This window comes from Aeromicrobium ginsengisoli, assembly GCF_004134905.2.
GTDB classification, from domain to species: domain Bacteria; phylum Actinomycetota; class Actinomycetes; order Propionibacteriales; family Nocardioidaceae; genus Aeromicrobium; species Aeromicrobium ginsengisoli.
Genome location: NZ_SDPQ02000004.1, coordinates 93951 through 107686 on the forward strand (window position 1 = coordinate 93951; position 13736 = coordinate 107686).

At 69.2% G+C, this 13736-nt stretch carries 13 protein-coding genes; 10 read left to right on the forward strand and 3 right to left on the reverse strand.

Going from position 1 to position 13736, the window contains the following annotated elements; all coding sequences use genetic code 11:
• The first annotated feature begins 37 nt into the window (after positions 1–37).
• From ESP70_RS18995 to ESP70_RS19015, 5 genes are all read left to right on the forward strand, one after another.
• Positions 38–868: a mycofactocin-coupled SDR family oxidoreductase gene (locus ESP70_RS18995; protein ID WP_149690900.1), complete on the forward strand. Its 831-nt coding sequence runs from the start codon at positions 38–40 to the stop codon at positions 866–868.
• A gap of 94 nt (positions 869–962) precedes the next feature.
• Positions 963–2114 carry an acyl-CoA dehydrogenase family protein gene (locus ESP70_RS19000; protein ID WP_188110713.1) on the forward strand — a complete coding sequence of 384 codons (1152 nt, stop codon included), beginning with the start codon at positions 963–965 and terminating at the stop codon, positions 2112–2114.
• Positions 2111–3070: an acyl-CoA dehydrogenase family protein gene (locus tag ESP70_RS19005; protein ID WP_149690902.1), complete on the forward strand. Its 960-nt coding sequence runs from the start codon at positions 2111–2113 to the stop codon at positions 3068–3070. The genes ESP70_RS19000 and ESP70_RS19005 overlap by 4 nt, the downstream gene beginning before the upstream one ends.
• Positions 3070–3888, forward strand: a complete 819-nt coding sequence (locus ESP70_RS19010) for an SDR family NAD(P)-dependent oxidoreductase (protein WP_149691066.1) — start codon at positions 3070–3072, stop codon at positions 3886–3888. Before ESP70_RS19005 ends, ESP70_RS19010 begins: the two co-directional genes overlap by 1 nt.
• A gap of 31 nt (positions 3889–3919) precedes the next feature.
• On the forward strand, positions 3920–5413 hold the full coding sequence (locus ESP70_RS19015) for a class I adenylate-forming enzyme family protein (RefSeq protein WP_149690903.1): 1494 nt from the start codon (positions 3920–3922) through the stop codon (positions 5411–5413).
• Between the two features lie 13 nt (positions 5414–5426).
• On the opposite strand, the gene ESP70_RS19020 is transcribed toward ESP70_RS19015, so the two are convergent.
• Positions 5427–6194: an SDR family NAD(P)-dependent oxidoreductase gene (locus tag ESP70_RS19020; protein ID WP_188110714.1), complete on the reverse strand. Its 768-nt coding sequence runs from the start codon at positions 6192–6194 to the stop codon at positions 5427–5429.
• Positions 6195–6296: 102 nt separating this feature from the next.
• On the opposite strand from ESP70_RS19020, the gene ESP70_RS19025 reads away from it, so the two are divergent.
• The 3 genes from ESP70_RS19025 to ESP70_RS19035 are packed head-to-tail and all read left to right on the forward strand — an operon-like array spanning position 6297 to position 9203.
• Positions 6297–7106 carry an enoyl-CoA hydratase/isomerase family protein gene (locus ESP70_RS19025; protein WP_149690905.1) on the forward strand — a complete coding sequence of 270 codons (810 nt, stop codon included), beginning with the start codon at positions 6297–6299 and terminating at the stop codon, positions 7104–7106.
• Complete coding sequence (locus tag ESP70_RS19030) at positions 7103–8095, forward strand: acyl-CoA dehydrogenase family protein (RefSeq protein WP_149690906.1); 993 nt, start codon at positions 7103–7105, stop codon at positions 8093–8095. The genes ESP70_RS19025 and ESP70_RS19030 overlap by 4 nt, the downstream gene beginning before the upstream one ends.
• Entirely contained in the window at positions 8082–9203 is a 1122-nt protein-coding gene (locus ESP70_RS19035) for an acyl-CoA dehydrogenase family protein (RefSeq protein WP_149690907.1), read from the forward strand. Before ESP70_RS19030 ends, ESP70_RS19035 begins: the two co-directional genes overlap by 14 nt.
• An 18-nt stretch (positions 9204–9221) precedes the next feature.
• Here ESP70_RS19035 and ESP70_RS19040 read toward each other — a convergent pair whose 3' ends face one another.
• Positions 9222–10106: a FadR/GntR family transcriptional regulator gene (locus ESP70_RS19040; RefSeq protein WP_149690908.1), complete on the reverse strand. Its 885-nt coding sequence runs from the start codon at positions 10104–10106 to the stop codon at positions 9222–9224.
• Between the two features lie 56 nt (positions 10107–10162).
• Positions 10163–11071 carry a CoA transferase gene (locus ESP70_RS19045; protein WP_188110715.1) on the reverse strand — a complete coding sequence of 303 codons (909 nt, stop codon included), beginning with the start codon at positions 11069–11071 and terminating at the stop codon, positions 10163–10165.
• A gap of 344 nt (positions 11072–11415) precedes the next feature.
• Here ESP70_RS19045 and ESP70_RS19050 point away from each other — a divergent pair, with 344 nt between their 5' ends.
• Both ESP70_RS19050 and ESP70_RS19055 read left to right on the forward strand, forming a co-directional pair.
• On the forward strand, positions 11416–12432 hold the full coding sequence (locus ESP70_RS19050) for an enoyl-CoA hydratase/isomerase family protein (protein ID WP_149690910.1): 1017 nt from the start codon (positions 11416–11418) through the stop codon (positions 12430–12432).
• Positions 12419–13729, forward strand: a complete 1311-nt coding sequence (locus ESP70_RS19055; RefSeq protein WP_149690911.1) for an amidohydrolase family protein — start codon at positions 12419–12421, stop codon at positions 13727–13729. Before ESP70_RS19050 ends, ESP70_RS19055 begins: the two co-directional genes overlap by 14 nt.
• Positions 13730–13736 lie beyond the last annotated feature (7 nt).

Genomic DNA, 13736 nt, shown 5'->3' on the forward strand with positions numbered 1-13736 from the left:
GCACACCTCCTACCCACCCCGACGAGAGGCGCCCCGCATGACGACAGGACTCGACGGCAAGGTCGCGCTGATCACCGGCGCAGCCCGCGGCCAGGGACGGTCGCACGCGATCGCGCTGGCCCAGGAGGGCGTCGCGATCATCGCGACCGACATCTGCCACCCGATCGACACCGTGCCGTACGACCTGGCGACCGACGCCGACCTGGCCGAAACGGCCAAGCTGGTCGAGGAGGCGGGTGGCCGGTGCATCACGGCGGTCGCAGACGTGCGCAGCCGCCTGGACCTGGTGGCCGCGGTCGAGGCGGGAGTCGAGGCGTTCGGTCGTCTCGACGTCGTCGTGGCCAACGCGGGCGTCGCCCAGGGCTTGCCGCCGCAGGAGACCACAACGGTCGACGAGCAGTGGGCCGACTACATCGCGATCAACCTGACGGGCGCGTGGAACACGATCAAGGCCGCGCAGGAGGCCATGGTGTCGGCCGGCAATGGCGGGTCGATCATCATCACAAGCTCCACCTCGGGCCTCAAGGGCATGTCGCGTGGCGACGCACGCGCCGACGCGTACACCGCGGCAAAACACGGGCTTGTCGGCCTGATGCGGGCCTACGCGATCGAGCTCGGCCCCGCCGGCATCCGCGTCAACACGGTCCACCCCACGGCCATGAGCACGCCGATGGTCGACAACCCCGCGATGGCCGCGTGGGTCGAGGCCAACGTGTCGCGCGTGGCTGGGGGCTTTGGCGACGCGATGCACAGGGGACGCATCGAGGTGCAGGAGATCTCCGACGCCGTGGTGTTCCTCGCGTCGGACCGTGCGCGGTCGATCACGGGCGTCGCATTGCCGGTGGATGCCGGCTTCTCGATTGTCTGATCACTTAAGGTTCTAAACCTTGCAAAGATAAACAGTTTATGAAACGCTGAACTCCCGCGGTACGTGCCGCGGGAGATGAATGATGGAGGATGCGGTGGACTTCAAGGACTCCGAGCGCAGCGCAGCGTTGCGCCAGGACCTCAGGGGGCTTGTCTCCGATGCCGTGCCTGAGACGTTCCTCGGGGCGTTCACCAGCGACCCGAAGGACCTTGAGCTCGCGCAGTCGTTCTGCCGGCTCCTGGCCAAGAAGGGTCAGCTGACGCCGGCCTGGCCCGTCGAGTACGGCGGATCGGCCTCGAGCCAGTGGGAGCAGACCGTCGTCCGCGAGGAGATGTGGGCGCACTTCGAGCCCCGCGGCGCGCAGTACATGGGCGTCAACTGGGTCGGCCCGGCCATCATGCGCTTCGGCACCGACATCCAGAAGGCCGAGCACCTCGGCCGCATCGCCTCCGGCGATGTCATCTGGTGCCAGGGCTTCTCCGAGCCCGAGTCAGGTTCCGACCTCGCCTCGCTGCGCACGGCCGCGATCGCCGATGGTGGCGGCTGGCGGATTGAGGGCCAGAAGGTCTGGACGTCGTACGCGACCATGGCGGACTGGTGCTTCCTGCTGGCCCGCACGACCCGCGGCGAGAAGAAGCACCACGGCATCACGGTCTTTCTCGTGCCCATGGACCGCCCCGGCATCCGCGTCGTCCCGATCAAGGCCATGGTCGGTCCCCACCACCTCAACGAGGTGTTCTTCGAGGGCGTCAAGGTCGGCCCTGAGGACGTCCTCGGCGAGGTCGACGGTGGCTGGAACATCGTCCGCGAGGCCCTCGCCTTTGAGCGCGTGGGCATCGCCCGCTACGCCCGCTGCGACCGCCTGCTCAACCTCGCGCCGTCCGCGCTCGGCGACCGCTGGGATGGCCTGCCGATCGAGCTGAAGCAGCGCTGGGCTGCGGCGCTCCTCCACGTCCGTCAGGCTCGCTTGCTGGCGTACCGAGTCATCGAGATGCAGGAGACCGGGGCGGTGGACCCGGCCGACGCCGCGGCGTACCGCATCGCGGCGACGACGGCCGACCAGGAAGCCGCCGAGGTGCTGATGGACATGCTCGAAGAGCGCGCCGTCGGGGCCGAGAAGCCCACCGACCTGTTCGACCGCGCCGTTGACGACCACTGGCGCTATGCCCAGGCGGCGACCGTCGCGTCGGGAAGCATCGAGGTGCAGCGGATGCTGCTCTCGCGATCACTGCTGAGGACGTCATGAACACCGAGCTGACCGAAGAGGCCCTCGAGATCGGACGCGTCGTGCACGCGGCCCTCACCAAGGCAGGCGGGGTCGACATCGCCCGCGCCGTCGAGGGCGGCACCGCGGGCCCCGACGCGACGGACATTCTGGCGCGCATCGGTGTTTGGGAGCTCCGACCGCGCGAATCCGTCGATGACGCGGAGGCCGCGGCCGCGGTGTGCCGCGCCGCCGGACGAGTCGCCCTGCCTGTGCCGGTTGCCGAGCGTCTGTCGTCGGCTCCCGAATCAGGCTACGACGCGCTCGCCGTGGTGGGTGCCGTGCCGCGCGTGAACCTCGCCGCTGCCTCGTCGGACCTGCGCTGGGCGGTCATCGACGGTGCGGGTGTCCGCTCGCCTGTCACCTCGATCGGCCCCATGCTCAACACCCAGCTCGGAGGCCTCGTGTCGCCGGTCGAGATCGGCGCCGGCGAGGATGACCTCGCGGCGCTGCCGCTCGCGCTCACGCTCCCGTGCTGGACGCTGCTCGGCATGATGGACAGCGCCATGGCGATGACCCGCCAACACCTGCTCGACCGCAAGCAGTTCGGCCAGCCCCTGGCGTCGTTCCAGGCGCTGCAGTTCCGCCTGGCCGACACCGCTACGGCGCTGCTGGGCTTCGACGAGCTCGCCAAGTACACGCTCTGGTCGGTCGTCACGGGCCAGCCCGGTGCGCTGGTCGATGCGATCGCGTGTCGCCTCGCGGCGATCGAGACCGCCGAGATCCTGTTCCGTACGGGCCATCAGATGCACGGCGCGATGGGCTTCTGCGATGAGGTCGACCTGTCGTGGCTCTCGCGCCACAGCCAGCCGGCCCGCCGCCTGCCGTGGGGCAAGTCGCAGACCCAGGCCCGTCTCCTCGACGCCATGACCGAGCTGCCGTTCGACGGCCTCTACGGACAGGGTCTGGTCGGGATCGTCCCGACCGCCACGGGGTGATGGCACGCGTCGCGGTCGTCACGGGCGCCAGTCGTGGGGTGGGCGCCGCCGTGGCGCTCGGCCTCGCGCAGGACGGCCACGATGTCGTGGTGGCCTACCGCCGCGACCACGACGCGGCCCGCGAGGTCGTGGCGGCCATCGAGGCCATCGGACGCCGGGCGGTCGCCGTTGCGGCGTCGCTCGCGGACCCCGACGGGCCCGCCACGATCGCGTCGACGGCGATCGACACGTTCGGCCGGGTCGACACCCTCGCGCACTGCGCTGGCGTCGCATGCCCTGGCGCCGACGTCGTGGACACACCGGTCGCCGAGTTCGAGCGCCAGCTGGCCGTCCATCTGTACGGGCCGCTGCGTCTGACCCAGGCGCTCGTCCCGCACCTGCGCGAGCAGGAGCGCTCGGCCGTCGTGTTCGTCTCGTCTGCTGTCACCGACCACATGCGCGGCCTCGGCTCGCCGTACAACGTTGGCAAGGCCGCGATGGAGGCCCTGGCCCGCACCCTCGCCAACGAGGAGCGGTATCACGGTGTGCGCGTCAACATCGTCGCGCCGGGTCTGGTCGACACCGAGCTCGGGCGGCGTTTCATCCGCGCGGCCCACGGCCGAGACATCCATGACCTCGCACCCCTGCTGCCTTTCGGCAGCGTCTGCGCCCCCGAGGACGTCGCGGCCGTTGTGCGGTTCCTCGCCTCTGAGGGAGCCGCCCACCTCAGCGGCGTCCGGCTGCCCGTGAACGGCGGGGACGATGACGTGTCGTCGAACGTAGCGGCCACCCGAGTCGCACTCGACGAGCTCGCCGACGGCCCAAGGGTGGGACCATGACCACATCAGTGCACAGAAACGGAACGTCCACGTGAACATCTCCATGCTCCTCGAGATGGCAGCAGACGGCTACGGCGACCGCATCGCGGTGGGCTCGCTGGCCGGCGGCGTCTCCTACACCCGACTCCGCGACGAGTCCCGGGCCGTGGCGTCCGAGCTGACCCGCCGCGAGGCCGACCGCCTGGTGCTGGCCAGCGTCAACATCGACGAGATTCCGTCTCTGCTGTTCGGCAGCGCGATGGCGTCCAAGACCTTCACGGCCGTCAATTACCGTCTCGCCGACGACCGCCTCCGCGACGCCGTCGCGCGCTGCGCCCCCGCGGTGGTCGTGGCCGACCAGAGCACGGGTGCGCGCATCGCTGGAGTGCCGGGCCTGGACGACGTCCCCGCATCCGCGCTCGTCGGCGCCGTGCCCGGCGACGCGGCCGACCTGGCCGAGCCCGACCCCGACGGCGTCGCGATCTCACTGTTCACGAGCGGCACCAGCGGTGCGCCCAAGACCGTGCTGCTGCGCCACCGCAACCTCGTCTCATACATCATCTCCACGACCGAGTTCATGGGCGCTGAGGAGGGCGAGGCCGCGCTGGTCAGCGTCCCGCCGTACCACGTGGCTGGCATGGCGTCGGTGCTGTCGAACGTCTACCTGGGCCGCCGGGTCGTCTACATGGCGCAGTTCGACGCCCACGAGTGGACCGCGACGGTCGATCGCGAGGGCGTCACCCATGCGATGATCGTGCCCACGATGCTCTCGCGCATCCTCGACGTCATCGAGGAGACCGGCACGACGCTGTCGTCGCTGCGCCACCTGTCGTACGGCGGCGGCCGCATGCCGACCCCCGTCGTCCAACGCGCGCTGACGCTGTTGCCTGAAGTCGCGTTCGTCAACGCGTATGGCCTCACGGAGACCAGCTCGACGATCGCCCTGCTCGGCCCCGCCGACCATCGGGTGTCCTTCGGCCACGCCGATCCCGCCGTGGCCGCGCGCCTCGGCTCCGTCGGGCGCGCCGTGCCCGGCATCGAGTTGCAGGTCTGGGGCTTCGACGGCCGGCCGGTGGCACCGGGCGTCAAGGGCGAGATCGTCGTGCGCGGCGAGCAGGTGTCGGGCGAGTACGACGGCAACGACGCCAAGGACGCCGACGGCTGGTTCCACACCAATGACAACGGCTGGCTCGACGACGAGGGCTACCTGTTCATCGAAGGCCGTGCCGACGACGTCATCGTCCGCGGCGGCGAGAACATGTCGCCCGGCGAGATCGAGGACGTCCTGCTCCAGCACCCGAGCGTCGCGGAGGTTGCGGTCGTCGGCATGCCCGACGAGGAGTGGGGCGAGGCCGTCGCGGCGTTCATCGTGCCGGCGGACGGTGCCGCGGTCGACGCCGACGAGCTGCGCAGCTGGGTGCGCGAGCGCCTGCGGTCGTCCCGCATGCCGAGCGTCGTCGAGTTCCGCGAGGCCCTGCCCTACAGCGAGACCGGCAAGCTGCTGCGGCGCGAACTGCGCGCGCAGCTCGCCGAGACGGGGAGGTAGCTCGCGCGACGGGTCAGCGGGCGGTCCAGCCCCCGTCGACCATGATCGTGTGGCCCGTGACGTACGAGCTGGCGTCGCTGGCCAGGTAGAGCAGTGCACCGTCGAAGTCGGCGGTCTGGCCGTGGCGCGGCAGCATCGTGTTGTCGAGGATCCAGCTCTGCACCTTGTCGTGGTGGATGACGCCGCCGGTCATCTCGCTCTCGAAGAAGCCCGGTGCGATCGCGTTGACCCGGATGCCGTGCTTGCCCCACTGGATAGCCCAATGGCGCGTGATGGCCTCGAGTCCGCCCTTCGAGGCGCCGTAGGCTGCCTGCGGGAAGAAGTCGAGTCCCACCAGGCCGGCCATGGAGGTCACGTTGACGATGACTCCGCCGCCGCGCTCCTTCATCGACGGGAACACCGCCTGCGCGAGCGCGATGGGCGACAGGAGGTTGACGTCGAGCGTCGTCTGGATCTGCTCGGCGGTCTCGTCCTCGGCCCTGACGCCGCCGGCGATGTACGCCGCGTTGTTGACCAGCACGTCGATCGGGCCCATCAGCTCGACCGCGCTCTCGACGAGGGCCGGCACGCCGGCGACGTCGGACAGGTCGTGCGGCAGGGGGACGCATCCCGGGTGCTCGGCGACGATCTCGTCGAGCAGCTCGGCTCGACGACCGATGATGCCGACCGTGGCGCCCGCTTCGGCGAGCGTCGACGCGAACCGGCGGCCGAGGCCTGCGGTGGCGCCGGTGAGGAGGACCACCTTGCCCTCGAGGCTGAACAGGTCACTGGCACGCGGCATGGGTCGAGCTCCGATCATGGGCGGTCGAGGGCGGTATCATCGTATACCTTGCAAAGATAATAGACTAAAGTGCTGCCACACCCTGTCGACGGAAGGCTACTCATGACGACCCCGGCTTACGAGACGATCGAGCTGACGCGACCCGCCGAGGGCGTCGCCCAGGTCATGATCAACCGCCCGGAGGTGCTGAACTCCTTCAACGAGCAGATGCGCCGCGAGTTTGCTCAGGTCTGGGCCGAGCTGCGCGGCGACGACTCGGTCCACGCGATCGTGCTGACCGCGGCCGGCGACCGCGCCTTCTCGACCGGCCTCGACGTCACCGAGCGCATCGGCGACAACGACAGCCCGTGGGTCGACACGGCCGACCCGTGGCGCGAGTCCGAGGACCCCGGACGCCAGCTCGGCCCCAAGACCAACGAGGTCTGGAAGCCCGTCATCGCCGCCGTCAAGGGCATGTGCGCGGGCGGAGCGTTCTACTGGATCGGGGAGTGCGACATCGTGCTCGGCACGCCCGAATCGACGTACTTCGACCCGCACGTCACGTACGGCATGGTGGCGGCCCTCGAGCCCATCAGCCTCACCTACAAGATGAGTTACGGCGAGGTCGTCCGTATGGCCATCATGGGCCTGCACGAGCGCGTGACGGCCGAGACGGCCCGCCAGACCGGTCTCGTCAGCGAGATCGTCGAGGGCGACCAGATCGTCGAGCGGGCCGTGTCGCTGGCCGCCACGATCGCCAGCCAGCCGGCTGCCGCGGTACAGGGCACGATCAAGGCGCTGTGGCAGTCGCGCGACCTCGGCCGTTCGCAGGCCATGGCGACGGCCCTGATGTATACCCAGGTCGGCAACCCGATCGCCGCCGCCGGGCTCGACCGCGCGGCCTCCAAGCCGTCCGGCTGGTCGCCCCGATGACCGCGACGCTGCACGAGTCGGAGGAGGACGTCGCGCTGCGGCGCACCGTCGCCGACATCGCCGAGCGGTGCCGCTCCACCCGCGCCGCCGAGGTGGACGACCACACGAGCTGCTGGGGTGCCCTCGTCCGGTCGGGTCTCACGGAGCTGCGTGGTGCCGACGACGACGGTGCGCCGCTGGCAACCGTCGGCCAGGTCGTGATCGTCGTCGAGGAGATGGCGCGCGCGGTCTGCGGCGCTCCGCTGGTCGGCACGCTACTGGCAACCGAGCTGCAGCGCCTCGCCGACGTCGACCACGTGGTGCCCGACGAGGCCCTGACCGTGCTGCTCGACCAGGAACTGCGCGGGCTGGCGGCCGACGACGCCCTCGCGTGGGACGCCGGTGTGCCAGTGACCCACGCCGTCGGGCTCGACGGCGAGAACCTCGTGGTGAGGGCGCTCGAAGGCGCCACCGGCAGCCAGGATCTCTCCCGTCCCGTGGCCGTCCCGGCCGGCGATGCCGAGCTCGTCGGCGGCACGCTCGACGCCGATGCCCGCACGGCCTTCGAGGCGTTCGCGCACGTCGTCCTCGCGGCCGACCTCCTCGGCGCCTCGGGCGCGGTGCTTGAATCAGCCATTGAATACGCTGGCCAGCGCGTGCAGTTCGGGCAGCCGATCGGCACGTTCCAGGCCGTCCAGCACCTGTGCGCCCGCGCGCACGTGCAGGTCGAGGCCCAGCGCAGCGCTGTGCTGTTCGCGGCCTGGTCGCTCGACTCCGGCCAGGGCGACGTCGTCCCCGCCATCGTGGCCAAGGCTTACGGCGCCTCCGCAGCCGTCGAGGTCGTCGAGAAGGCTGTGCAGGTCTTCGGCGGAGTCGCGATCACCTGGGAGTTCCCGGCGCACCGCCACCTGCGGCGCGTCCTGCTAGACGCCGAGGTGCTCGGCAACGGCTCGGCCCTGAGCGGCCACCTGTTTGACGTCGTGGAAGGTCGGTCCGATGGACTTCAGTGACAGCAGCGAGATCGCGGAGTTCCGATCGGGGCTGCGCACCTGGCTCGTCGACCACACCATAACGCCGGAAGCCGAAGAGTCCGAGGCGATGTTCCTCAAGCGGTGGCACCAGGTGCTGTTCCGCGGAGGCTGGGTCGGCTTGTCATGGCCCACGGAGTACGGCGGCAAGGGCCTCAGCAACGCGTATGACGTGGTGCTCAACGAGGAGATCGGTGCCAGCGGCGCCCCCGACGCGCCCCGCATTGGCTACATGGGTCGGGCCTTCCTTCAGTGGGGCACCGAGGAGCAGCGGGAGCGCTTTCTGCCCGGCTTGCTGAGCGGCGACGACTACTGGTGCCAGGGCTTCAGCGAGCCCAACGCGGGGTCTGACCTCGCCAACCTGTCGACGCGCGCGGTCAAGGACGGTGACCGGTATCGGATCACGGGCCAGAAAGTCTGGACGAGCTACGCCGAGTATGCCGACTACTGCATCCTGCTGGCCCGCACGGGCGAGCCGGGCGGGCGCCACAAGGGCGTGTCGGCATTCGTCGTGCCGATGAAGTCCGCGGGCATCGACGTACGGCCGATCGTGGCTGCGACCGGCGAGTCGGAGTTCTGCGAGATGTTCTTCGAGGACGTCGAGGTGGCCGAGGAGAACCGCATCGGGGCCGAGGGCGACGGCTGGGCCATCGCCATGATGACCGTTGCGTACGAGCGCGGCGCCGCCGATGTCGGCTACCTGTCGAAGTTCGGTGCAGCGCTGGGCGAGTTGCGCACGCTTGTGAGCAGTGACGGGCACGTGCCGCCCCTCGCGCGGCAGCGCCTCGGTGAGCTCGAAGTGCGGTTTCGTGTGCTGACTGAGCACGTCCGACGCCGGCTTACCGAGCGTGAGCAGAACGACTCGCTGCCGGGACCGGAGATGTCGGTCGACAAGATCCTCATGACAGACGTCGACCAGACACTGCATCGTGCCGCTCTGGAGTTGCTCGGGCCCTCAGTGCTGACGACCGGACCGGGGTCGCGCTGGCTCGAGAAATACATCTACTCGAGGGCGGCGTCCATCTACGGCGGATCGGAGCAGGTGCAGCTCAACATCATCGCGCAGCGACTGCTCGGAATGCCGCGTTGAGACTAGTGCCTGCATTCATCAAAGTGAGCTGACCCAGGCGCGTCCGCTCGGCAGGTCGACGCCGGCATACAGGCGGGAGCTGTCGGACTGGCGCGCTGTCTCATCGCGCAGGCCGCGTACGGCGCGAGCCGAGGACGCGTCGACAACACGGTCGCCGAACAGGCTGAGCATGCTCTGTTGGGAGGCCGCCAGGTGAGTACGGGCAGAGCGCTCGGCGCCGGAACCATCGCCATTCAAGATCTTCTCGGCGATGCGGGTGTGTGCCTCGAGGACCGAACGCTGCGCCTCCTCGGTCGGGTACTGACCCAGCTCGCTGGCCTCGTGTGCCCAGATCTCCTCCTGGGCCGACCAAATCGCCACCAGGCTTCGCACCAGCAGACGTGTTGTCCGCGAGGGTGTCTGAGCGACGACGAGATCATGGAACTGGCGGGCGCGATGTGTGAACACCGGGCCGTCGCCCATGGCTTCGGCCGTCTGCTGCAGGTTGAGTTCGAGGATCGGCCGCAGAACTTCTCGTACATCGACGTCGTCTGCGCACGCCTGTGCGCAGACCGGTTCGAATGACAGGATCGACCCGCCGAGGTCCCGCAAACGAATCTGGTCTCCTTGAAGAGCCATGCCAACGGCGTGCGACACGGATCCGCCGTCGGGGCGATGGATGACGGCACCGCCGACCTTGCCGCGCCGTACGGTGATGAGTCCTTCACCCTCGAGAATGCGAAGGGCTTCACGAAGTGGAGGCGCACTCACGCCGAACATCGCCACCAGATCGTCCTGCTTGGGGAGCAGACCTGACGTGTGAACACTGTTGAGGATCTGCTCGCGGAGCTCAGATGCGATCAGCTCGGCCAGGCGCGGCTGGACGCGGGCGCGGCGCGGCGAATCTGAGATCGGATCTAACATCGCACGTCCCCTGTATTGTCGGTGGCGTCCATTCTAGGAACCCAGTTTGGACATTCTTATTTAAGTTTACACTGATTGTGGCCGGAATCGGGTATTCCCGCCGCGTGGGCGGCGACACCACTCATGGCCAGGTCGACCACCCACGACCCGCCTTCGCTCAGGCACGCCAGCGCCGCGAGAGCCGCCCTCAGGCCGGTCAGCGGGTCGGCGATGGCGTCGCCGACGAACACAGGTCCGTTCGCGTCGTGTGCAACAAGCCCGCCAGCGACTGCCGCGTCATCCCCGTACGCGATTCGCTCCGCCGGCCGTGGATAACCCGTCAGGCGCAGCCATACGCGAGGTCGCTTGTCCGGCATGATGCTCTCGGCATCGACGCCGAGCTGGCGCAGCGCTCGTGGCCGGCTTGCCTCGATCACGACGTCGGCCTCGGTGACAAGCTCGCGCAGGTGGTTGCGCCCGTCTGGACTCGTCAGATCCACATGCTCTGTTTGATGTCCGTCGTGAAGGCGATCTCGCCAACGGTCGTTCACGTCTTCGCCCCGTCCCGTACGCACATCCACGACAGTCGCTCCACTGCGGTGGAGCACGTGGGCGGCGAGTGGCGCGGCCCAGAGTGCGCCGAGGTTGACGACAACCGGTCGTTCTTGCCGCCTTGGCCGCGATGTCTTCGGCCATGGAGTGATGCTCCAAGGACGGGCATGCATCTGCTCCCCGAGGCCGGCCGCCGCGAGGCCGAGTGTCGCAGCGCGGTCAACCGCTGAGGCGGTCTCGACCCGGGAGGCCCACATGGCGATCTCCGACCAAGGATCTGATGCTTCGCCGCTCACGAGGGCGGGCACGAGCTCGAAGTCGGACGAGCGAGCCAGGCTGATCGCGAGCCAACCGTCGCGGGTCGGCAACAGTCGCGCCGTTCCATTCGCCGACTTCGTGCCGCCGCGGCTCAGAGGCAGGATGTCGCGACGCATGCCGAGCAGGGCGGCGCCGTCGTCGGCAACTCCGCCAAGCGCGCGAATAGCGAGAGTGAGACCGCGCGCCGCAGTGCCCGGGGCTCCGACGGGCACAAGTAACGGACCACTCGGCCGCCCGGTGAGCGCAGCCAGTCCTGTCGCCGCCCAGTCCTCGTCCGAGCTCGTCTCTGGACAATCGACCACGCAACCGTTGAACACGACGGCGGCTGCCGGCGGGCGGGTGTCGGGCTCGGCGCCGAGCTCTCGCAGCAGCGAAGCCGCCACTGTCGCTGCCGGCCAAGACTGCGCAGCCAGAGGCTTCCCAGCGAGAGGGAGGGTTCTCATGCTGCAAGGATGGCAGCATGTCGTGGGTCGAGGTCGGATCGCAGCTGTGGTCGCCGCGTGGCGCCGAACTGGGCATCGGGCCGGACGGTAGGCCAACGACGCCCGTCGTGATTCTCACCGACGGACTATCGGCTCCGTCGAACGACGCGTATACCGAAGAACCTGGCCCGGTCGTGGTCGTCCTCGCGAGCTCGTCCGCCGAGGTGGCTCCGGCACTCGCGGAGCGAGCCGATGTCGTGCTGGTCGAGCGTGACCCGGATCGTCGGGCGGTCGCAGTGGCCGATCCCCTGGCATCCGCACGAGCGTTGGCGACCATCGTGTGCGAGCGGCCTACCAGTTCCTTGAGCCTGGTCTGGTTGCTTCGTTCCGAGTCGTATCGAGACCTTCGTCGCGGACTGGTGGCGGAGTCGGCCACGTACTCGATGCTGCTCGCAGGCGAGGAGTTCCAGCGTTGGCGCGAGGACCGCCCCCGTCGCTCCCGGGAGCAGGCGGCCACACCCCGCACCCGGGTGTCTCGTGACGGGGACGTGCTGCGCGTGACGCTGACGCATCCCAGCAGGCGCAATGCTATGGACGCACAGATGCGGGACGAACTGCTGGAGGCGTTGGAGCTCGCTCGCTGGGACGAGTCACTGTCGGTCGTGCTCGACGCCGACGGGCCCTGTTTCAGCTCAGGCGGTGATCTCGACGAGTTCGCGACCACGCCTGATCCATCGAGAGCTCACCTGATTCGAAGCACAGCCTCGGTGGGCGGAGTGCTGGCCGAGTTGAGCGGGCGGGTGCTGGTCCGGGTTCATGGCGACTGCTTCGGCGCGGGCGTCGAGTTGCCAGCCTTCGCGGGCCGGGTCGTCGCTCGTCCCGGGACGACCTTCACGCTGCCGGAGATCTCGATGGGCCTCGTGCCGGGGGCCGGTGGCACGACGAGCATCCCCCGACGGATCGGGCGCCATCGCACCACTTGGTGGGCGTTGTCAGGCCGAACCCTGGACGCTTCGACAGCACTCACGTGGGGTTTGATCGATGCCACCGAATGAACCCTGGCTGCTCCGTTCGGTCGAGGTCGGCACGGATCTTGTGGATTGCCGGATCGCCGAGGGACGGGTTGTCGACGTCGCGGCGGGGCTCGACCCCTTGCCGGGGGAGGGTGTCGTCGACGGCGCCGGGGGAGCGCTCCTGCCCGGCCTGGCTGACCACCACGTACACGTGCTTGCCATGGCCGCTGCGCGCGCGTCGATCGACCTCGCCGGCGCAACCGACCTGGATCATGCGCCGGCTCCTGAAGGATCCGGCTGGTTGCGAGTCGTCGGCGCGGGCAGCGAGCTGACCCGGCACGATATCGATCGCCATTGGGGCGATCGTCCCGTCAGAGTGCAACACCGCAGCGGAGCGCTCTGGACGCTCTCCACGGCGGCGGTCGAGGTGCTGGCCAAGGGACTCGCGGAGACCGAGCGGGAATCGGGCCAGCTGTGGCGCGCAGACCGGCGGCTGGGCCATCTGCTGGCCGAGGTCGACGACGGGCTGGATGCACACCTGGCGGACGTCGGTCGCGACTTGGCGGCGCGTGGTGTCACGCACCTCACCGATGCCACCCCTGACCTGGACGCGAGAGGTCTGGAACGCATCGTGTCCGCGGTCCCACAGCACGTGCTTTCGATGGCGGAGTCTGGAGGGGGTCCACGCAAGATCGTGCTGCCGGATCACACGGCGATCGATTTCGATGAGTTCCGTGCGACCGTGCGGGCCTGCCATGGTCAGGGTCGACCCGTAGCAGTGCATGCGGTCACCGCGACCGCCCTGGCTGTCGCCATCGCAGCCTTCGACGAGGTGGGCACGCTGTCCGGCGACCGGATCGAGCACGCCGCGATCTGTGAGGACGCCGCCGCCGAGCGGCTCGCCGAGCTTGGTCTGACGGTCGTCACCCAGCCCACAGTCTTCGCTCGGCACGGTGCGAAGTTTCGCCAGGAGAGCGCGCCAGCCGAGCGGCCAGCGCTGTGGCGGCACGCGGGTCTGCTGGCTCGCGGTATCCGAGTAGTCGTGAGCAGCGATGCTCCGTACGGCGACCCGGATCCCGCCCGGACGCTTCATGCCTGTGCCACCCGACCTGACGAGGGCGTACGAGCGGACGTGGTGCTGGAGTCGTACTTGTTGGAACCCAATCGACTCGAGGCTGCCGTGCGCACGGTGGCCCCGGGCGCCGAGGCCAGCCTTTGCCTGCTCGAGGTGCCGATCCGCCACGCGCTGGCGGCTGTCGAGACCGGCGGCTCGTTGGGTGTTCGCGCCACCTTCATCTCAGGTAAATGTGTGTACGCACGGGATTTCAAATCCTTATAAGGACTAT